The organism is Pseudomonas sp. SK, assembly GCF_012975065.1.
Taxonomy (GTDB): Bacteria; Pseudomonadota; Gammaproteobacteria; order Pseudomonadales; family Pseudomonadaceae; genus Aquipseudomonas; species Aquipseudomonas anuradhapurensis.
This window is the reverse complement of record NZ_CP051857.1, coordinates 3,550,979-3,571,403: the sequence shown is the minus strand read 5'-3', so window position 1 is coordinate 3,571,403 and position 20,425 is coordinate 3,550,979. Positions and strand designations below refer to the sequence as shown.

At 64.2% G+C, this 20,425-nt stretch carries 17 protein-coding genes; 4 read left to right on the top strand and 13 right to left on the bottom strand.

All coding sequences use genetic code 11. The annotated features are described in order from the left end of the window. Nucleotides 1-14: 14 nt before the first annotated feature. Entirely contained in the window at nucleotides 15-1,517 is a 1,503-nt protein-coding gene (gene nhaB / locus HG549_RS16620) for a sodium/proton antiporter NhaB (protein ID WP_170030598.1), read from the bottom strand. Nucleotides 1,518-1,667: 150 nt separating this feature from the next. On the opposite strand from nhaB, the gene HG549_RS16615 reads away from it, so the two are divergent. Together HG549_RS16615 and nudC are read left to right on the top strand one after the other, a co-directional pair. Continuing rightward, complete coding sequence (locus HG549_RS16615; RefSeq protein WP_170030596.1) at nucleotides 1,668-2,480, top strand: crotonase/enoyl-CoA hydratase family protein; 813 nt, start codon at nucleotides 1,668-1,670, stop codon at nucleotides 2,478-2,480. Between the two features lie 36 nt (nucleotides 2,481-2,516). Then, nucleotides 2,517-3,347: an NAD(+) diphosphatase gene (gene nudC / locus HG549_RS16610; RefSeq protein ID WP_170030594.1), complete on the top strand. Its 831-nt coding sequence runs from the start codon at nucleotides 2,517-2,519 to the stop codon at nucleotides 3,345-3,347. A 130-nt stretch (nucleotides 3,348-3,477) separates the two neighbouring features. Here nudC and HG549_RS16605 read toward each other — a convergent pair whose 3' ends face one another. The 3 genes from HG549_RS16605 to HG549_RS16595 all read right to left on the bottom strand — a co-directional run bounded on the left by HG549_RS16605 (nucleotide 3,478) and on the right by HG549_RS16595 (nucleotide 6,686). Beyond that, nucleotides 3,478-4,257 (bottom strand): TSUP family transporter, encoded by a 780-nt coding sequence (locus HG549_RS16605; protein WP_170030592.1) that lies wholly within the window; start codon nucleotides 4,255-4,257, stop codon nucleotides 3,478-3,480. A 140-nt stretch (nucleotides 4,258-4,397) separates the two neighbouring features. Next, nucleotides 4,398-5,228 (bottom strand): alpha/beta fold hydrolase, encoded by an 831-nt coding sequence (locus tag HG549_RS16600; RefSeq protein ID WP_170030590.1) that lies wholly within the window; start codon nucleotides 5,226-5,228, stop codon nucleotides 4,398-4,400. Between the two features lie 168 nt (nucleotides 5,229-5,396). Further along, entirely contained in the window at nucleotides 5,397-6,686 is a 1,290-nt protein-coding gene (locus HG549_RS16595) for an FAD-binding oxidoreductase (protein ID WP_170030588.1), read from the bottom strand. 169 nt (nucleotides 6,687-6,855) lie between these two features. Here HG549_RS16595 and HG549_RS16590 point away from each other — a divergent pair, with 169 nt between their 5' ends. Beyond that, complete coding sequence (locus HG549_RS16590; RefSeq protein ID WP_170030586.1) at nucleotides 6,856-8,199, top strand: lytic polysaccharide monooxygenase; 1,344 nt, start codon at nucleotides 6,856-6,858, stop codon at nucleotides 8,197-8,199. 34 nt (nucleotides 8,200-8,233) lie between these two features. On the opposite strand, the gene HG549_RS16585 is transcribed toward HG549_RS16590, so the two are convergent. The 8 genes from HG549_RS16585 to HG549_RS16550 form a co-directional block, all read right to left on the bottom strand. Beyond that, nucleotides 8,234-10,204: a DNA topoisomerase III gene (locus HG549_RS16585; RefSeq protein WP_170030584.1), complete on the bottom strand. Its 1,971-nt coding sequence runs from the start codon at nucleotides 10,202-10,204 to the stop codon at nucleotides 8,234-8,236. A 229-nt stretch (nucleotides 10,205-10,433) separates the two neighbouring features. Continuing rightward, nucleotides 10,434-10,862: a GNAT family N-acetyltransferase gene (locus tag HG549_RS16580; RefSeq protein ID WP_170030582.1), complete on the bottom strand. Its 429-nt coding sequence runs from the start codon at nucleotides 10,860-10,862 to the stop codon at nucleotides 10,434-10,436. Continuing rightward, nucleotides 10,855-12,021, bottom strand: coding sequence for a cupin domain-containing protein (locus tag HG549_RS16575; RefSeq protein ID WP_170030580.1), 1,167 nt, complete (start codon nucleotides 12,019-12,021; stop codon nucleotides 10,855-10,857). Before HG549_RS16575 ends, HG549_RS16580 begins: the two co-directional genes overlap by 8 nt. An 81-nt stretch (nucleotides 12,022-12,102) precedes the next feature. Beyond that, complete coding sequence (gene purB, locus HG549_RS16570; protein ID WP_170030578.1) at nucleotides 12,103-13,473, bottom strand: adenylosuccinate lyase; 1,371 nt, start codon at nucleotides 13,471-13,473, stop codon at nucleotides 12,103-12,105. A gap of 203 nt (nucleotides 13,474-13,676) precedes the next feature. Next, the gene (hflD, locus tag HG549_RS16565) at nucleotides 13,677-14,303 is read right to left on the bottom strand and encodes a high frequency lysogenization protein HflD (RefSeq protein WP_170030576.1); all 627 of its coding nucleotides are present in this window, start codon (nucleotides 14,301-14,303) and stop codon (nucleotides 13,677-13,679) included. Continuing rightward, the gene (gene mnmA / locus HG549_RS16560; protein WP_170030574.1) at nucleotides 14,300-15,424 is read right to left on the bottom strand and encodes a tRNA 2-thiouridine(34) synthase MnmA; all 1,125 of its coding nucleotides are present in this window, start codon (nucleotides 15,422-15,424) and stop codon (nucleotides 14,300-14,302) included. Before mnmA ends, hflD begins: the two co-directional genes overlap by 4 nt. 59 nt (nucleotides 15,425-15,483) lie before the next feature. Further along, entirely contained in the window at nucleotides 15,484-15,924 is a 441-nt protein-coding gene (locus HG549_RS16555; RefSeq protein WP_170030572.1) for an NUDIX hydrolase, read from the bottom strand. Between the two features lie 202 nt (nucleotides 15,925-16,126). Then, nucleotides 16,127-18,352, bottom strand: coding sequence for an NADP-dependent isocitrate dehydrogenase (locus HG549_RS16550; RefSeq protein ID WP_170030570.1), 2,226 nt, complete (start codon nucleotides 18,350-18,352; stop codon nucleotides 16,127-16,129). Between the two features lie 417 nt (nucleotides 18,353-18,769). On the opposite strand from HG549_RS16550, the gene icd reads away from it, so the two are divergent. Next, complete coding sequence (gene icd, locus HG549_RS16545; RefSeq protein WP_170030568.1) at nucleotides 18,770-20,026, top strand: NADP-dependent isocitrate dehydrogenase; 1,257 nt, start codon at nucleotides 18,770-18,772, stop codon at nucleotides 20,024-20,026. A gap of 70 nt (nucleotides 20,027-20,096) precedes the next feature. Here icd and cspD read toward each other — a convergent pair whose 3' ends face one another. Continuing rightward, nucleotides 20,097-20,354, bottom strand: coding sequence for a cold shock domain-containing protein CspD (gene cspD, locus HG549_RS16540; protein ID WP_170030566.1), 258 nt, complete (start codon nucleotides 20,352-20,354; stop codon nucleotides 20,097-20,099). Between the last annotated feature and the right edge of the window lie 71 nt (nucleotides 20,355-20,425).

Here is a 20,425-nt window from a genome sequence, read left to right as displayed (position 1 = left end):
CGGTGCAGGCTACCTCACAGCCAGTAGGTCACCGCCCACCAGCCCAGCCCACCCATCACCACGGTGTAGGGCAAGGCCATCCACACCATGCGGCCGTATGACAGCCGGACCAGCGGCGCGATGGCCGAGGTCAGCAGGAACAAAAACGCGGCCTGCCCGTTCGGGGTGGCCACGCTGGGCAGGTTGGTGCCGGTGTTGATCGCCACCGCCAGGGTTTCGAAATGCTCGCGGCTCATGCTGCCATTGACAAACGCCTGCTTCACCTCGGTGATGTAGATGGTGGCGACGAACACGTTGTCGCTGATCGCCGAAAGCAAGCCATTGGCCAGGTACAGCATGCCTGGCTGCTGCTCGGCCGGCAGTGCCAGCACCCAGGTGATCAGCGGGCTGAACAGCTGCTGCTGGTGGATCACTGCGACAACGGCGAAGAACACCACCAGCAATGCGGTGAACGGCATGGCGTCCTGGAACGCACGGCCCAGGCGGTGTTCGTCGGTGATGCCGGTGAATGCCGTGATCAGCACGATTACCATCAGGCCGATCAGGCCGACTTCGGCAACGTGCAAGCCCAGGCAGACGATCAGGATCAGCGCGGCCAGCCCTTGCACCCACAGCGCGATGCGCTGGGCCTGGGTGCGCGCGGCGTCATCCTCGGCGGCGTAGGCGGCCAGTACCTGGCGCACCGGCTCGGGCATCAGCGTGCCGTAACCGAACAGGCGCAGTTTCTCCAGCAGTACACAAGTCAGCAGGCCGGCAGCCAGCACCGGCAACGACACCGGCGCCACCTTGAGGAAGAAATCGGCAAAGTGCCAGCCCATTTCGTGGCCGATCAGCAGGTTCTGCGGTTCGCCCACCAAGGTGCACACCCCGCCCAGGGCCGTACCTACCGCGCCATGCATCAACAGGCTGCGCAGGAAGGCGCGGAACTGGTCGAGGTCGTTGCGGTGCAGCGCTGCGACCTGCTGGTCGCTGTCGAGTGCAGCGTCCTCCCGCGGGTTGGCCCCGGAGGCAACCCGGTGGTAGACCGCATAGAAGCCGACCGCGGCGCTGATGATCACGGCGGTCACCGTCAGCGCATCGAGAAACGCCGAGAGGAATGCCGACAGCACGCAGAACAGCAATGCCAGAATGGCCTTCGAGCGTACCCCGAGCAGGATGCGCGAGAACAGGAACAGCAGCAGTTCCTTCATGAAGTGGATGCCTGCGACCATGAACATCAGCAACAGGATGACCGGGAAGTTGTGCTGCAACTCTTCGTACAAGGCTTGCGGGGTGGTCATCTGCAACAGCAGGGCTTCGACCAGCAGCAGCCCGCCGGGCATCAGCGGGTAGCATTTCAGGGCCATGCCCAGGGTGAAGATGAACTCGAGCACCAGTGCCCAGCCGGCGGCAACCGGGCCAAGGCTGACCAGCAGCAGCGGGTTGAGGACCAGGAACAGGCAGATGACCGCCTTGTACCACAGCGGCGACTGGCCCAGGAAGCCGTGGGCGAGGGCGCCAGTCAGGGAGCGCGACATGAATATGTTTCCTTATGATTCGGCGATGGCGAACGGTGCCGCATCAGCGCGCCTTAGGCAAGGCATACAGTCCCGTTTTTGGCACAAGCGCGGCCATCGGGCTGGGTTACCATCCGTGGCATGAACCTTTTACTCCCAGGAGTGCCGCCCGTGACCGAGTACAGCGCATTCAAGGTCGAACTGACCGACAACATTGCCCACGTGCAAATCAACCGCCCGGAGAAGGTCAATGCGATGAACGCCGCCTTCTGGGCAGAGATCATCGACATCTTCCAGTGGGTCGACGATACCGACGCGGTGCGGGTAGTGGTGCTCAGCGGCGCCGGCAAGCATTTTTCCGCCGGCATCGACCTGATGATGCTGGCCTCGCTGGCGGGCCAGATGGGCAAGGATGTGGGGCGCAACGCGCGCTTCCTGCGCAGCACCATCCTGCGCCTGCAGGCCTCGTTCAATGCCGTGGACAAGTGCCGCAAACCGGTGCTGGCCGCCGTGCAGGGCTACTGCATCGGCGGTGCCATCGACCTCATCGCGGCCTGCGACATGCGTTACTGCAGCAACGACGCGCAATTCTCGATCAAGGAGATCGACATGGGTATGGCTGCCGATGTCGGCACACTGCAACGTTTGCCTCGTATCATCGGTGACGGCATGATGCGTGAGCTGGCCTTCACCGGGCGCAATGTCGAGGCCGCAGAGGCGCTGCGCATCGGCCTGGTCAACCGGGTCTATGATGATCAGGCTGCGCTGCTGGACGGGGTCTTTGCCATTGCCCGCGAGATTGCCGCAAAATCACCGATTGCCGTGGCCGGCACCAAGCAAATGCTCAGCTACATGCGTGACCATCGCATTGACGATGGCCTGGAATACATCGCCACCTGGAACGCCGCGATGCTGCAGTCCGAAGACCTGCGCGTGGCCGTGGCGGCGCACATGAGCAAACAGAAACCGACGTTCGCCGACTGATCAGGCCGGGGGACGCGCAGTAAAGGACCCCCCGACATGTCAGCACGCTGGACTACCGCAGTACTCGACCCGCAGATCACCGGGGGCCTGGCCGTGGCCCGCAGCCCGGAAGGGTTCCTGGTGGACGCCAACGGCGCGCTGTTCTCCCGCGACTGGCTCAAGCGCCAGGACCTGGATGTGCTCGGCGAGCACGGCATCGGCCATTTCGATGGCCAGCCGGTGTTCCTGCTGGAGCTGCGCCGCGCCACCGAGGTGCCCGGCTGTGCCTGGCGTGGCCTGCGTGCGTTCATGCTCGAAGGCGACTTCGACACCTACAAGGTGCTGGGCTACGCCGCCCAGATCGGCACCTGGGCGCGTGAGCACCGCTTCTGCGGCAGCTGCGGCCAGGCGATGACGCAGATCCGCTGGGAGCGGGCGATGTACTGCCAGCCCTGCGACCTGCGCAGCTACCCGCGCATTTCGCCGAGCATGATCGTGCTGGTGACCCGTGGTGACGAGATCCTGCTGGCGCGCTCGCCGCGCTTTGTCAGCGGGGTGTACAGCACCCTGGCAGGCTTCGCCGAACCGGGTGAGTCGGCGGAGGATTGCCTGGTGCGCGAAGTGCGTGAGGAAGTGGCGGTGGAGGTGCAGAACATCCAGTACGTGGGCAGCCAGTGCTGGCCGTTCCCGCATTCGATGATGCTGGGCTTCCATGCCGAATACGCCGGGGGCGATATCGTCATGCAGCCGGACGAAATCGAGGATGCCAGGTGGTTCAGCGTCCACGACCTGCCGCCGCTGCCGGCCGGGCGCTCCATCGCCCGCTACCTGATCGATCTCTACGTTGCACGGCGGCTGGGCTGTGATATCCCTGCTTTCCCGTCCTAGCTGCAGTGAGAAATGTTCTCCGACTAGGCGCAGGGCGCAGGCAATGGTCATTCCATTGCCAAGTCCTGCAACGACGGCGGAGGACATTTCTCGCGCAGATAGGGCGGGTAAGCAGGGGTATCACAGCCCATCAGGCCTGGCCGAACCAGTGCTGCCACGCTAGGCGCACGGTCAAGGCCAGCACCACGGTGATGAACACCGGGCGGATGAACTTGCTGCCGCCACTGATCGCCGTGCGTGCACCGAAGAAGGCGCCGACCATCACCGACAGGCCCATGCACAGGCCAACGATATAGTCCACCTGCCCCGAAATGATGAACACCGTCAGCGCCGCGATGTTGCTGACGAAGTTCATGCTGCGCGCCACACCACTGGCGCGTACCAGGTCGATGGGGTACAGCAGCAGGGTACTGACGGTCCAGAACGCCCCGGTGCCCGGGCCGGCCACGCCGTCGTAGAAGCCCAGGGTGAAGCCTTGGGGCAGCTGCCATTTCTTCCTGATCGGGGCGTCGGCATCGAGCGGTGCCTTGGGCGTGCCGCCGAACAGCAGGTAGACGCCACAGGCGAAGACGATCACCGGCAGCATCTTGTTCAGCCATTCGGCCGGCATGTAGTGGGCGATCACTGCGCCGAGCAGGGCCCCGGTCAGGGTGGCGAACAATGCCGGGCGCCATTGCGCCGGGTGGAACAGCTTGCGCTTGTAGTAGGTGAAACCCGCCGTCGCCGAGCCGAATGTGGAGCTGAGCTTGTTGGTGCCCAGCACCAGGTGCGGTGGCATGCCGGCGGTGAGCAATGCGGGGGTGGTGAGCAGGCCGCCGCCGCCGGCGATGGCATCGATGAAACCGGCGATGAAGGCGACCAGCGCCAGGATCAGCAGGGTGAGGGGTTCTACGGTGAGTTCGAAGGGCATGGGGGTTGGCAGGCAAGGAGGCAAAGGGGGCGGCAAAGGGCCGCGCTAGAAGGGCGACATGGTAATCCTGGGGAAGGTGTGTTGCCAGTGCCGGCCCTTTCGCGGGCATATCCGCGAAGGGGCCGCTACTGGCAAACACATCAGCTACGGATAAACGCCAGCAGATCGGCATTGATCACATCGGCATGGGTGGTCGGCATGCCATGTGGGTAGCCTTTGTAGGTCTTGAGCGTGCCATTGGGCAGCAGTTGCGCCGACAGCAACCCGGCGTTTTCATACGGCACGATCTGGTCATCGTCGCCATGCATCACCAGCACCGGCTGGCTGATGCCCTTCAGGTCCTCGGTGAAGTCGGTCTGGGAAAACGCCACGATGCCGTCGAAATGGGCCTTGGCGCTGCCGATCATGCCCTGGCGCCACCAGTTGCCGATGATGCCTTCGCTGGCTTTGGCACCGGGGCGGTTGTAGCCATAGAACGGCCCAGCCGGCACATCCCGGTAGAACTGCGCACGGTTGCTGGCGACCTGGGCCTGGAAGCCGTCGAACACCGACTTGGGCAGGCCGCCCGGGTTGGCGGCTGTCTGCACCATCAGTGGCGGTACGGCGGCGATCAGCACGGCCTTGGCGACCTTGTCGCCAGGGTGGCGGGCCATGTAGCGCACCACTTCGCCGCCACCGGTCGAATGGCCGACATGCACGGCGCCCTGGATACCCAGGTGGGCAACCACTGCCGCCACATCGTCGGCATAGTGGTCCATGTCGTGGCCGTCCCAGACCTGGCTGGAGCGGCCATGGCCACGGCGGTCGTGGGCGACCACGCGGTAACCTTGGGCGAGGAAGAACAGCATCTGCGCGTCCCAGTCATCGGCGCTCAGCGGCCAGCCGTGATGGAAGTGGATGACCGGCGCATCGCGCGGGCCCCAGTCCTTGTAGAAGATCTGTACGCCGTCCTTCGTGGTTACATAGCTCATCGTCGTGTCTCCTGTGTGCGGGCACCAAAGGGAGCTATTGAGCATAGGAGGGATTTTGGCGGGTATCGGTAATTAGTGTCGCCTGTGCAGGCTTCTTCGCGGGTGAACCCGCTCCCACAGAGCATGGGCGCAGATCAAGCCCTGACTGCACAGGCGACAGAAAATGCCTCAGACGCGGTCACGCATGCGGTACCAGGCCTTGGCGGCGGCTTCCAGCGGGGCGGCCAGCAGGTCGCCGCCTGGGAAGCGGCCATTGTCGATGCCCTGGTACAGTGCCAGCAGGTCGTCGTCGCCGAGGATGGCGTCACTCACCGCTCGCGCCGCGGCCAGGGTAGGCAACACGCCATGCCCGGAAAAACCTTGCAGCCAGTAACGCTGGCCCTCACGGCCGACGTCCGGGGTGCGTTGCATGCTGCAGTCGATATGGCCGCCCCAGGCGTAATCGATGGCCACCCCGGCCAATTGCGGGAACACCCGCTCCAGGTAGGGGCGGGTGGCGCTGGCGACGTCCCTGGGAATACCACCCAGGTAGGTGCAGCCACCGCCGAACAGCAGGCGGTGGTCCGGGGTGAGGCGGAAGTAGTCGGGCACGAACTGGTTGTCGATCACGCAGCTGTTGCGTGGCAGCAGCGACTGGGCGAAGTCGGCATCCAATGGCGCGGTGGCGACCTGGTAGGAGCCGACCGGCAACAAACGCCGCGACAGGGTACGGTCGAGCCGGTCGATGTAGGCATTGCAGGCCAGCACCAGCACGTCGCAACGTACCTCGCCGCCGCCGGTGCGTGCCACGTAGCCGTCGCCACTCGGCGCGTAGCTCAGCACCTGGCTTTGCTCGAAGATGCACCCGCCCGCAGCCTCGATGGCGCCGGCCAGGCCCAGGGCCAGCTTCAGCGGGTTGAGGTGGGCACCTTTGGCGTCATGCAGCGCAGCCTGATAGCGCGGGCTGTCGATCCATTGCGGCAGCTCGTCACGGCCGATCAGGCGCAGGGCGTCATAGCCCCATTTGTGTTCAGCCTCGTGCAAGGCCTGTTCAAGCATTTTCACCCGGCGTGGCATCACGGCGGCCCACAGGCTGCCTGGCCGGTAGTCGATGTCGAAGCCATGGCGTTGCGGTAGTTCGCGCATTTCGTCGGCGGCCCAGCACATGCTGGCCCATAGGCGTTGGCTGCGTTCGAGGCCCAGGGCCTTTTCCAAGGGTGGCATGTCGCACGACCAACCGAGCAAGGCCTGGCCACCGTTACGCCCGGACGCGGCCCAGGCCACGCGGCTGGCTTCCAGCAGGGCTACGCGTTTGCCGGCCAAGGCCAGGCGCAGGGCGGTGTGGAGGCCGCTGAAGCCGGCGCCGATTATGAGCACCTCGGTGTCGTGGCGGCCTTGCAGGCTAGGGTGCAGTGGAATGCTGGCGGGGTAGGTCTGGGCGTAGTACGTGGCGATGTGCTGGGCGGACTGCTTGAACATGCCGGAGCCTCATGAAAATTATTGTGATGTTTTTCATGAAAATATATCAGGAAATTTTCATGTTATCCGGGAAACACTGCCCGCCTGTCAGATCTACGCGTATCTCCGGGCATCGACAATCCTTACAAATGGCCTTGGCCAATACGGCCATCCATTCAAGGAACCAACGATGAATCAAGCTGAACAAAATTCGCTCCGCGGGCCTGTCACGCCACGACATGGCCATGTGTTTACCCCCGCATCGCGGGCCTACTTTGCCTGGCAAGCAGGCATGCTGGATGAAGGTGCGCTGAATCAGCGCGAAGCAGGCAAGTTCTTTCCGCAGACGCAAGCTGGCCTGACGGATCCATTCGCCAAGGACGACCCGAAAAACCTGCTGCCGCCACCGGACGGCAAAATTGCCAGTGCCAATCAGGCGACCGGGAAGATGCTCGATCAGCCCGGCGACCACTGGAGCAAACACGAAGTCCGTAGCGGGGATAACCTGGACATCTCCTGGTATTTTGCCGCCAATCATAGAACGCGTCGCTTTAACTATTTCATCACCAAACCCGATTGGGACAGTACCAAGGTGCTGGCGCGCAATCAGTTCGAGGCCGAGCCTTTCCACACGGAACTGATCGAATTGCAGCCGTACTGGGCGTATGACGCAGAGATGAAACCCAGCAATCCGACCACCCACGCATTGCCGCTACCCGCCCGCGAGGGTTATCACGTATTGCTCGCGGTGTGGGAAGTGGCCGACACCGGCAACGCCTTCTACCACGTGGTCGATCTGGACTTTCTGCCAGGCGACGGTGATGACCGGCCGAGCGTGCCGATGGGCCTGAAAGCCGCTGAGGTAACCGACAAGAAGGTTGCTTTGAGCTGGCAGCCATCGAGTGGTGCGCACCCCATCGCGTGCTACCAGCTGAGCCGTAATGGCACCGACACGTTCGTCGTGCCTGCCCCCATTACGCACTGGGATGACGACCAGGTGACGGCGGATGCGACCTACCACTATTCCATCGTCGCAGTTGACAGCAAGGGTGCGCGCTCCAGGCCTTCAGCCCCCGTCGTCGTGCGTACACTGGGTGAAGGTGGCGTGCCCAGCGCGCCGCAAAGTCTGCACTCGATGGGGCAGGCTGTCGACAGCATCCGCCTGATGTGGGGGGCCTCGAGCGGTGCGAGCCCGATCGATCGCTACGAGCTCTATCGTGACGGTCAGCAGGTGGCCACCATCGCCGGTGACAGGACCGAACATACCGATGGCGGCCTGCAGCCGGACACCCTATATGTTTACCAGGTCGTGGCGGTTGACGGGGAGGGCAAGGTTTCCGCTCCGAGTAACGACCTTGCGGTCAGGACTGCCGGAAAAAGTAATTACCCTGCCTGGCGACTGCACCAGGGTTACGCCAGTGGCGACCTTGTCAGCCATGTCGGCGCTGACTGGCGCTGCAGGCAAGCGCACCAGTCTCTCTCCGAGGATTGGGCGCCAGGGGCGGCCGCGGCGCTTTGGCAGCAACATGAATAACTGAGCGCGGGGCTGCAACCGGCAAGGCGGCGGCTCATTTCGCCGCCGTCTTGCGCCGGCCCTGCCTTGGTTTGCCTTCGCTGGCCTTGGCCGAGCCAGCTGCGCTTTTGCCTTTGCCGCCACCGCTGCGGCGTTTCTTCTTCCACGGCGCCGCCTTGCCCACTGGCGGCCCGCTGATGCTGATGCGCATGCCACTGCAGCGCTCCACCAGCTTGCCCATCCACGCCGACTGGCGGGCGACGAACTCTTCCAGGGGCATTTCGCCGCTCTGCACCATGTCCAGCGCCTGTTCCCAGATTGCCGTGGTGCCGGGGTCGGCAATCGCGCGGGGCACAGCGTCGATCAGGCTGAAGGCCGCAGGCGTGGCGGCCAGGGCCTTGCCGTTTTTTACCAGGTAGCCACGGTCGAGCAGGCCCTGGATGATGCTGGCGCGGGTCGCCTCGGTGCCGATGCCGGTGGTTTCCTTGAGCTTCTGTTTCAGCCGCGGGTCATCCACCAGCTTGGCCACGTTCTTCATCGCCTTGATCAGGTCGCCTTCGGTGAACGGCTTGGGCGGCTGGGTCCACAGGTCTTTCAGCTGCAGGCCTTGCACTGCACAGTCCTGGCCCTCGCGCAGCGCTGGCAGTACCTGGGCCGGCGGCGCCTCGCGGCCTTTGGCCGGGGTCAGTGCCTCGGGCAGGGCGCGGCGCCAGCCGGGTTCGACGATCTGCTTGCCCACCGCGCGCAGGGCATGGCCGGCGCAGTCGAAGTCGGCCTGGGTACGGTCGTATTCATGATTGGGCAGGAACTGCGCCAGGTAGCGGGCGCGGATCAGCGTATACACCGCCTTGTGCTTGGCCGGCAGGCGCGATGGGTCGCTGGCGGCGGCGGTCGGGATGATGCCGTGGTGGGCGCTGACCTTGGCATCGTTCCAGGCCCGCGAGCGGCGCTGCGGCTGCAGGTGGGGCTGCAGCGCTGCCAGGCTGGCATCGGCCCGTTGCAGGGCGGCGAGGATGGCCGGCGCCTCGCCGTGCTGGCTTTGCGGCAGGTAGCCACAGTCGCTGCGCGGGTAGGTGATCAGCTTGTGGGTTTCGTACAGGGCTTGGGCGATGTCGAGGGTTTCCTGGGCGCCGAGGCCGAACTTTTTCGAGCACAGTTCCTGCAGGGTGCCCAGGTCGAAGGGCAGTGGCGCGGCTTCGCGTACGCGCTCGGTGGCCACTTTTACGGCCCGGGCGCTACCGGCCTGGTTGATGTCGGCGGCGGCCTGCCGTGCCAGGTCCTGTTTCAGGCAGCGGCCCTGGTCGTCACAGGCGTCTTCGGGCGCGCGCCACTGGGCGTTGAAGCCTTGGCCGGCATGTTCCAGTTGCACGTCGATGGCCCAGAACGGCACCGGTACGAAGTCGGCGATGCTGCGGTCGCGGTCGACCACCAGGCGCAAGGTTGGTGTTTGCACCCGGCCCACCGGTAGCACGCCCTGGTAGCCGGCTTGGCGGCCCAGCAAGGTGAACAGCCGGCTCATGTTCATGCCGATCAGCCAGTCGGCGCGGGAGCGCCCCAGCGCCGAGTGGTACAGGTTGAAGGTTTCGTGGCCCGGCAGCAGACGCGCCAGGGCCTTGCGGATGGAGGCGTCGTCCAGTGCCGACAACCACAGGCGCTGCACCGGGCCGCGGTAGCGGCAATGCTCGACCAGTTCACGGGCAATCATCTCGCCCTCACGGTCGGCGTCGGTGGCGATCACCAGCTCCCGCGCTTCGCCAAGCAGGCGCTTGACCGCCTTGAACTGGCTGGCGGTCTTGGGCTTGACCAGCATCTTCCATTGTTCCGGAATGATCGGCAGGTCGGCCAGGTTCCAGCGCTTGTAGCGTTCGTCGTAGCTGTCGGGCGGGGCGGTTTCCAGCAGGTGGCCGATGCACCAGGTCACGCAGACGTCGGTACCTTGCCAGCAGCCGTCGCCCTTGCGGTTGGCGCCGAGCACTTTGGCGATGTCTTTGGCCTGGGAGGGTTTTTCGCAGAGGAACAGGCGCATGGCCGGGAACGCTTCATCGGGAGTGATGGGCGATAGGATGCGCAAGCGAGCGCGCGGAGGCAAGTTTTATCTGGATGGATGTACAGGTTTTTGTCAGGGGAGATATGTTTTGCTGTGCCGGCCTCTTCGCGGGCTTGCCCGCTCCCACAGGTACTGCACAGATATTCAATATCTGTGGGGGCCTTGTGGGAGCGGGCAAGCCCGCGAAGAGGCCGGTGCAGGTCAAGCATCAGGCGCGCGAATCGCGCACCATGTCCACGTGCGGGATGCCGGCTTCGAGGAATTCCTCGCTGACCACGCGAAAGCCCAGCCGCTCGTAGAACGGCGTGGCATGCACCTGGGCGCTGAGCATCTGCTGCTTCAGGTCGCGGTTCTGCGCTTCGGCGATGACTGCGTTCATCAGCGCGTCACCCACCTTCAGCCCACGCCAGTCCTTCAGTACCGAGACCCGGCCAATGGTGCCGTCCGGCAGCAGGCGGGCGGTGCCGATCGGGTAGTCGCCTTCCAGCGCCAGGAAGTGCGCGGCGGTCGGGTCATCCGAGTCCCACTCGAGCTCCGGTGGTACGTGCTGTTCGGCAATGAACACCGCTTCGCGGATACGGCGGATGTCGGCGTTGTCCTTGTGCCAGTCGGCGAGGCGCACATGAATCTTATTCATTGGCGAATCCCAGGCTTCCTTGTTTGACCAGCTGCTGTACCAGCATCAGGCCGTCTTCATCCTGCAGCCACTCGGCCAGGTTGTCGATGTGCAGCGCGTCGGCGGCGCAGACCAGCTTCAGCAGCTCGCGCAGCTTGCCCGGCAGCGGGCAGCTGCGGCCGCTGGCGAACAGCAGCAGGTCGTCTTCGAACTCGGACCAGGCCAGGCGGGCGCTCGGGTTGCGGATCAGGATGGCGCCTTGCTCAAGGGCGTCGATCAGTTCCTCTTCGCTGAGGTCTTCACCGACGATCTGTTCCGGGTAGCGCGGCTCGGTCATGAACTGGCCGAACCAGGTCAGCAGCAGGTCCTTGTCGCTCATGTGCTTGTCGAGCAGGGCCTTGAGGCGGTCGAGCGCGTCGTGCTGGATCTGGTGCGGGTCGCTGACCGGCTGGGCGTCGGCATCGCTGTAACGCTCTTCGTCCGGCAGGAACTGGCCGAGGAAGTCGGTGAAGTGCGTCAGCACTTCGGCTGCGCTGGGGGCACGGAAGCCGACCGAGTAGGTCAGGCAGTCGTCCACCGCCACACCGTAGTGGGCCAGGCGCGGTGGCAGGTAGAGCATGTCGCCCGGCTCCAGGGTCCACTCTTCGCTCTGCTCGAAGGCGGCGAGGATGCGCAGGTCGGCGTGCTCCAGCAGTGGGCTGTCGCTGTTGCACATCTGGCCGATCTTCCAGTTGCGCTGGCCATGCCCCTGCAGCAGGAACACGTCGTAGTTGTCGAAATGCGGGCCGACACTGCCACCGGGGGCAGCGAAGCTGATCATCACGTCATCGATGCGCCAGCTCGGCAGGAAACGGAAGTTTTCCAGCAGTTCGGCAACTTCCGGGACGAACTGGTCCACGGCCTGCACCAGCAGGGTCCAGTCCTTTTCCGGCAGCTCGGCAAAGGTGTCTTCGTTGAACGGGCCGCGGCGCAGCTCCCACGGGTGCGCCCCGTGTTCCAGCACGATACGCGACTCGACTTCCTCTTCCAGGGCCAGGCCGGCCAGCTCGTCGGGGTCGATCGGGCTGATGAAGTCCGGGAAGGCCTGGCGCACCAGCAGCGGCTTCTTCTGCCAGTAGTCGCGCATGAATTCGCGGGCCGAGATGCCGCCGAGCAGCTGCAGTGGAGTATCAGGATTCATGTTCAACCTATTGAAAAAATGTCATTTTCGTCCGCGAATAAAAACGCCCGGCAAGGCCGGGCGTTGAACGCGACGGTCAGCTTAGATGCGTTTGGCCTGTGCTGCCGCGTTGCCGATGTAGGTAGCCGGGGTCAGCTGCTTGAGCTCGGCCTTGGCTTCGGCTGGCATGTCCAGGCCATCGATGAAGGTCAGCAGCGCTTCCGGGGTAATGCCCTTGCCACGGGTCAGCTCCTTGAGCTTCTCGTAGGGGTTTTCGATGTTGAAACGGCGCATTACGGTCTGGATCGGTTCGGCCAGCACTTCCCAGCAGGCGTCCAGGTCGGCGGCGATGCGGGCTTCGTTGACTTCCAGCTTGCCGATGCCTTTCAGGCTGGCTTCGTAGGCGATGACGCTGTGGGCAAAGCCCACGCCCAGGTTGCGCAGCACGGTGGAGTCGGTCAGGTCACGCTGCCAGCGCGAGATCGGCAGCTTGCTGGCCAGGTGCTGGAACAGCGCGTTGGCGATGCCCAGGTTGCCTTCGGAGTTTTCGAAGTCGATCGGGTTGACCTTGTGCGGCATGGTCGACGAGCCGATTTCGCCGGCGACGGTCTTCTGCTTGAAGTAGCCCAGCGAGATATAGCCCCACACGTCACGGTCGAAGTCGATCAGGATGGTGTTGAAGCGGGCGATGGCGTCGAACAGCTCGGCGATGTAGTCGTGCGGCTCGATCTGGGTGGTGTACGGGTTGAACTGCAGGCCCAGCTCGTCTTCGATGAAGGCGCGGGCGTTCTGCTCCCAGTCGATCTGCGAGTAGGCCGACAGGTGGGCGTTGTAGTTGCCCACGGCACCGTTGATCTTGCCCAGCAGCGGCACGGCGGCAACCTGGGCGATCTGGCGCTCCAGGCGGTACACCACGTTGGCCAGCTCTTTGCCCAGGGTAGTCGGCGATGCCGGCTGGCCGTGGGTGCGCGACAGCATCGGCACGTCGGCATGGGCGTGGGCGAGGGCGCGGATGGCGTCGGCGATCTGGCGCATCAGCGGCAGCAGCACGTCGTCGCGGCCGGCACGCAGCATCAGGGCGTGGGACAGGTTGTTGATGTCCTCGCTGGTGCAGGCGAAGTGGATGAACTCGCTGACCTTGGCCAGCTCAGGCAGCTTGGCGGCCTGCTCCTTGAGGAGGTATTCGATCGCCTTGACGTCGTGGTTGGTGGTGCGCTCGATTTCCTTGACGCGTTCGGCGTGCTCAAGCTTGAAATCGGTGGCCAGGCTGTCCAGCAGGGCGTTGGCTTCGGCGGAGAACGCCGGCACTTCGCCGATCTGCGGGTGGGCGGCCAGGCGCTGCAGCCAGCGCACTTCGACCAGGGCGCGGAAACGGATCAGGCCGAATTCGCTGAAAATGGGGCGCAAGGCCTGGGTTTTGCCGGCATAACGGCCGTCTACAGGGGAAACCGCAGTGAGCGAAGAGAGCTGCATGGGGTGTTCTCGGACAGTCAGGCTTTTGGAAGGGCGCATATCATACATGAATTTTGCGCCCGAGTCGGGTGGCTGACCAAAGGTCAGCCCTATAAAAGTGCTTGATGCGATCCCTGTGGGAGCGGGTTTACCCGCGAATGCGGCAGTGAGGCCAACATCGCATTCGCGGGTGAACCCGCTCCCACAGGGTTTGGTGTCGCCTGTCAGGAGGGCGAACGCATCATGTCGTACAGTTCGTTGAGCAACTTGCGCCGGCTGAACACCAGCTGCCAGCGGTGGCCGCCCAGCTGGCGCCACAGGCGGGCGGCGCGGATACCGGCCAGCAGCAGGGCGCGGATCTTCGAGGCGTTGCTGGCCTGCTGCAGGAAACGCATGTCGCCATGCACCTGGATACGCTGGCGCAAGGTGCTCAGGGTGTCCTGGTACAAGGCTCCGCTGGAAGCGATGACGTTTTCGTGAACCAGGCCGAAGTGCTCGGCCTGGGACTGGATTTGCGGCAGGCGGTTGCCGATGGTGTCGAGCAGGTCGGCGCGCTTGTTCAACTGGCGCTCCAGGCCGAGTATCGACAGGGCATAGCGCAGCGGCTCGCGCTGCAGGCTGCTGGGGTCGCGTTCCAGGGCGCCGACCAGCGCACGGTAGCCGTCGCGCAGGTTGAGGTCGTCGCCGCCGAACACCTCCAGGGTGTCCTTGGGGTCACGCACCAGCAGGCTGCCCAGCATGCAACCGATGTTGGCCTCGCTGGCCTGCCCGGTGCGGGCGATGCGGTCCACCAGCACCGCGGCCTGGAACACGCCACCCAGCGCGATCAGCTGCTCCTGCAGGTTGCTCATGCGCGCGGGCTCCACGGCTCGGCGGTCTCGATCACGCCACCACCCAGGCACACCTCACCATCGTAGAACACCACCGACTGGCCGGGCGTGACGGCGCGCTGCGGTTCGTCGAACACGGCGCGGTAACCGCTTGCGCTGCGCTCCAGGGTGCAGCGCTGGTCGCCCTGGCGGTAGCGAACCTTGGCGGTGAGCTGGCGTGGGCTGGCGAGGTCGATGGGGTTGACCCAGAAGATTTCCGAGGCCAGCAGGGCCCGCGAGAACAACCAGGGGTGGTCGTTGCCCTGGCCAACCACCAGCACGTTGCGCGCCAGGTCCTTGTGCAGCACGTACCACGGCTCGTCACCGGCATCCTTCAGGCCGCCGATACCCAGGCCCTGGCGCTGGCCGATGGTGTGGTACATCAGGCCGTGGTGGCGGCCGATCACTTCGCCGTCGGTGGTTTCGATGTTGCCCGGCTGGGCTGGCAGGTACTGCTTGAGGAAGTCGCTGAAACGGCGCTCGCCGATGAAGCAGATGCCGGTGGAATCCTTTTTCTTGGCGGTGGCCAGGCCGTGCTTTTCGGCGATGGCGCGCACTTCGGGTTTTTCCAGTTCGCCAACCGGGAACAGGGTACGGGCGATTTCCTTGCCGCCGACGGCGTGCAGGAAGTAGCTCTGGTCCTTGTTCGGGTCCAGGCCCTTGAGCAGTTCGGTGCGTTCGCCGGTGTCGCGGCGGCGCACGTAGTGGCCGGTGGCGATCAGGTCGGCACCCAGCGACAGGGCGTAGTCGAGGAACGCCTTGAACTTGATTTCGCGGTTGCAGAGGATGTCCGGGTTGGGCGTGCGGCCAGCCTTGTATTCCTCGAGGAAATGCTCGAACACATTGTCCCAGTATTCGGCGGCGAAGTTGGCAGTGTGCAGCTTGATGCCAATACGGTCGCACACGGCCTGGGCGTCGGCCAGGTCTTCACGGGCAGTGCAGTATTCGGTGCCGTCGTCTTCTTCCCAGTTCTTCATGAACAGCCCTTCCACCTGGTAGCCCTGCTCCATGAGCAGAAGGGCGGAGACGGAAGAGTCCACGCCGCCGGACATGCCGACGATGACGCGGGTCTTGGCGGGGTCTTTGAGTGCTGGGCTGGTCATGGTTACCGGTGTGTATCAGGGGGGAAAAGCGCCGATTCTATCAAACCCGCGGCGCCACGTCAGTCGCGCAGCAGGTCGAGACTGTGCAACGGGCCTGTCAGGTAGTCATCGAGGCAGCGTGGTACCAGCTCGCTGCGCCAGCGGGCCGGGTCGGCCAGCAGTTGCTCGCGGGTCAGCCACACGGCGCGGACGATGTCGCTGTCCAGGGCCAGGTCGGCGTGGTGGCGCACGGGGCGGGCGGCGAAGCAGATGCGCTGGTAGGTCACGCCGTTGCTGGGCGCGGTATACAGGTAGATGCCGACCACCCCGGTCAGCTCGACTTCCCAGGCGGTTTCCTCGAGGGTTTCGCGCAGGGCGGCCTGGGGCAAGGTTTCGTTGGGCTCGAGGTGGCCGGCGGGTTGGTTGAAGACGTGCGCACCTGCCTTGAATTCCTCGACAAAGAGGAACTTGCCGTCTTGCTCGACGATGGTGGCGACGGTGATATGGGGTTGCCAGGTCATTGCTGTTTCCTTGTCGATTGAGGGGGCGCTGTGCGGCCCTTCGCGGGCACGCCCGCTCCCACAAGTGATGCGCCAGCCTGGCGGGAAGCACTTTTCCTGTGGGAGCGGGCGTGCTCGCGAAGGGCTGCAAGGCAGCCCCAAGGTCCAGAATGCACAAACCCCGGTGCGTGGCCGGGGTTTGTGCGGTTACTTCAAGCGAACCTTACAGGGCGGCAATGGCGCTGTTCAGGGTCTGGCTTGGGCGCATCACCTTGGCGGTCAGCTCGGCATCCGGGGCGTAGTAGCCACCGATGTCGGCCGGCTTGCCCTGAACGGCGTTGAGCTCGGCGACGATGGTCTCCTCGTTCTCGGTCAGGGTCTTGGCCAGTGGGGCGAAGCGCGCCTGCAGGGCAGCGTCGTCGGTCTGCGCAGCCAGGGCTTGGGCCCAGTACAGGGTCAGGTAGAAGTGGCTGCCACGGTTGTCGATACCACCGACTTTGCGCGAAGGCGACTTGTTGGTGTCGAGGAACTTGCCGGTAGCCTGGTCCAGGGTGTTGGCCAGCACTTTGGCGCGCGGGTTGTCGTAGGTGTTGCCCAGGTGCTCCAGGGAAGCGGCCAGGGCCAGGAATTCACCCAGCGAGTCCCAACGCAGGAAGTTCTCTTCCACCAGCTGCTGCACGTGCTTCGGAGCCGAACCGCCGGCGCCGGTTTCGAACAGGCCACCGCCGTTCATCAGCGGCACGATCGACAGCATCTTGGCGCTGGTGCCCAGTTCCATGATCGGGAACAGGTCGGTCAGGTAGTCACGCAGCACGTTGCCGGTCACCGAGATGGTGTCCTTGCCTTCGCGGATGCGGGCCAGGGAGAACTTGATGGCGTCGACCGGGGCCAGGATGCGGATGTCCAGGCCGGAGGTGTCGTGGTCCTTCAGGTACTTCTGCACCTTCTCGATCATCACGCCGTCGTGGGCACGGGCCGGGTCCAGCCAGAACACTGCCGGGGTGTTGCTCAGGCGGGCGCGGTTGACGGCCAGCTTGACCCAGTCCTGGATCGGTGCGTCCTTGACCTGGCACATGCGGAAGATGTCACCAGCTTCGACGTTCTGCTCGAGGACCACCTTGCCTTTGCTGTCGACCACGCGGACAACGCCGTCGGCCTTGATCTGGAAGGTCTTGTCGTGGGAGCCGTACTCTTCGGCCTTCTGTGCCATCAGGCCAACGTTCGGCACGCTGCCCATGGTGGTCGGGTCGAAGGCACCGTTGGCCTTGCAGTCTTCGATGGTGGCCTGGTAGATACCGGCGTAGCAGCGGTCCGGGATGATTGCCTTGGCGTCCTGCAGTTCGCCGGCGGCGTTCCACATCTTGCCCGAGTCACGGATCATGGCGGGCATCGAGGCGTCGACGATGACGTCGCTCGGCACGTGCAGGTTGGTGATACCCTTGTCGGAGTTGACCATGGCCAGGGCCGGACGCTGGGCGTACAGGGCCTGGATGTCGGCTTCGATCTCGGCCTGCTTCTCGACTGGCAGGTCCTTGATGCGGGCGTACAGGTCGCCGATGCCGTTGTTGGCGTTGAAGCCTACTTCGGCAAGGGCAGCGGCGTGCTTGGCCAGCACGTCGCCGTAGAACTCTTCGACGATGACGCCGAACATGATCGGGTCGGAGACCTTCATCATGGTGGCTTTCAGGTGCACCGACAGCAGGACGCCAGAGGCCTTGGCATCGGCGATCTGCTCGGCGATGAAGGCTTTCAGGGCCTTGCGGCTCATGGTCGCGCAGTCGATGACTTCAGCTGCCTTGACGGCGGTCTTTTCCTTCAGCACGGTGGTGCTGCCGTCTTTACCGACCAGCTCGATGCGCAGGGTGTCGTCGGCCTCGATCAGCGCGGCTTTCTCGCTGCCGTAGAAGTCGCCTTGGGTCATGTGGGCGACGTGCGACTTGGAGTCGGCAGCCCAGGCGCCCATCTTGTGCGGGTGCTTGCGTGCGTAGTTCTTCACCGACAGCGGTGCGCGGCGGTCGGAGTTGCCTTCGCGCAGTACCGGGTTGACGGCGGAGCCCTTGATGCGATCGTAGCGGGCGCGGGATTCTTTCTCTTCCGCGGTGGCCGGCTCGTCGGCATAGTCAGGGATGTTGTAGCCCTTGGCTTGCAGTTCCTTGATCGCGGCTTTCAGCTGCGGTACCGAGGCGCTGATGTTCGGCAGCTTGATGATGTTGGCTTCGGGGGTGGTAGCCAGCTGGCCCAGTTCCGCCAGGTGATCGCCTACTTGCTTCTCTGCGCCCAGTTGCTCCGGGAAGGCGGCGAGGATACGGCCAGCCAGGGAGATGTCGCGGGTTTCGACGGCGATGTCAGCCGAAGCGGTGAAGGCTTCGATGATCGGCAGCAGCGAGTAGGTGGCGAGGGCGGGGGCTTCGTCGGTGAAGGTATAGATGATCTTGGAACGGGTGGGCATGCGGGTTAACTCTCTGTGTGCTGAGCGTGCTCGAGTCTCGTGGTGCGCAGGGTAGGCGCATCGCCCTGGCAGCGCCATGAGCGGAAAGTCGAGAGGCTGCGAGCGGTGATGGTGGATGCATCAGTCGAGCGTCAAGTGCTGAACTGCGGTAACAGCCCAGGCTTAGTGGCCGTTCATGGCCGAGGGCGGTCCGCATTTTTCCAAGGGATCGCCCCGATGACCCTTCGGTCGCGGCGCAGTATACCAAACCATTCGGGCTAATCAGCAAGGCCAAGTGATATCGGCCCATTTATAAGACCAAAGACGTACCCGCAATGTGGTCGGTTGTCGCATGCCTTGCACCTCGGCAGATGTGGTTTAGTCTCATTGGATCGCAGATGACCAAACACACATACCCGACAGCGGAGTAGTGCAAGCATGGGATACCAGAAAATCAAGGTTCCGACCGACGGCGCCAAGATCACCGTCAATGCCGACCATTCGCTCAACGTGCCTGACAACCCGATCATTCCCTATATCGAAGGCGATGGCATCGGCGTGGATGTCTCGCCGGTCATGATCAAGGTGGTCGACGCCGCCGTGCAGAAGGCCTACGGCGGCAAGCGCAAGATCGCCTGGATGGAGGTGTACGCTGGCGAGAAGGCCACCCAGGTGTACGACCAGGACACCTGGTTGCCGCAGGAAACCCTCGATGCCGTGCGTGATTACGTGGTGTCGATCAAGGGGCCGCTGACCACGCCGGTGGGCGGCGGTATCCGTTCGCTCAACGTGGCCTTGCGCCAGCAGCTCGACCTGTACGTGTGCCTGCGCCCGGTGCTGTGGTTCCAGGGCGTGCCAAGCCCGGTGAAGAAGCCTGGCGACGTCGACATGGTGATCTTCCGCGAGAACTCCGAGGACATCTATGCCGGCATCGAGTGGAAGGCCGGTTCGCCCGAGGCGAACAAGGTGATCAAGTTCCTCAAGGAGGAAATGGGCGTCACCAAGATCCGCTTCGACCAGGACTGCGGTATCGGCGTCAAGCCGGTGTCCCGCGAGGGGACCAGGCGCCTGGTGCGCAAGGCCTTGCAGTACGTGGTGGACAACGACCGCGAATCGCTGACCCTGGTGCACAAGGGCAACATCATGAAGTTCACCGAAGGTGCCTTCAAGGACTGGGGCTACGAGGTAGCGCGTGACGAGTTCGGTGCCGAATTGCTCGACGGCGGCCCGTGGATGAAGTTCCGCAACCCCAAGAGCGGCCGCGAGGTCATCGTCAAGGACGCCATCGCCGACGCCATGCTGCAGCAGATCCTGTTGCGCCCGGCCGAGTACGACGTGATTGCCACCCTCAACCTCAACGGTGACTACCTGTCCGACGCCCTGGCGGCAGAGGTGGGCGGCATCGGCATCGCGCCGGGGGCCAACCTGTCCGACACGGTGGCCATGTTCGAGGCTACCCATGGCACCGCGCCCAAGTATGCCGGGCAGGACAAGGTCAACCCAGGGTCGGTGATCCTCTCGGCAGAAATGATGCTGCGGCACATGGGCTGGACCGAAGCGGCCGACCTGATCATCAAGGGCACCAACGGCGCGATTGCCGCCAAGACGGTGACCTACGACTTCGAGCGGTTGATGGAGGGCGCCACCCTGGTCAGCAGTTCAGGCTTTGGCGATGAAATGATCAAGCATATGTGAGGCAACGCAAAACCGGCCGCTTCCGTAAGGAGGCGGCCGGTTTCTTGCCTGCCGACAGGCGCCGCGGCACTCAGGCGTCGGCAGGGCTGCCGGCGGAATGGGCGCTGGCGGCGGAGGGGCTGGGGGCTTTGTTGCTGATATTCACCGCGTGCAGGCCTTTGGGGCCCTGGACGATCTCGAAACTCACCGCCTGGCCGGCCTTCAGGGTCTTGTAACCGTCCATCTGGATGGCCGAATAATGAGCGAACAAGTCTTCGCTCTTGCCCTCTTCATTGATGAACCCGTAGCCCTTGGCATTGTTGAACCACTTGACTTTACCGCTTGCCATCCCTATGTCCCTCTGCAAAGGACTCCATCACTGGAGTATCATCCACTTCATCCGCATACGAACCTTGCGAA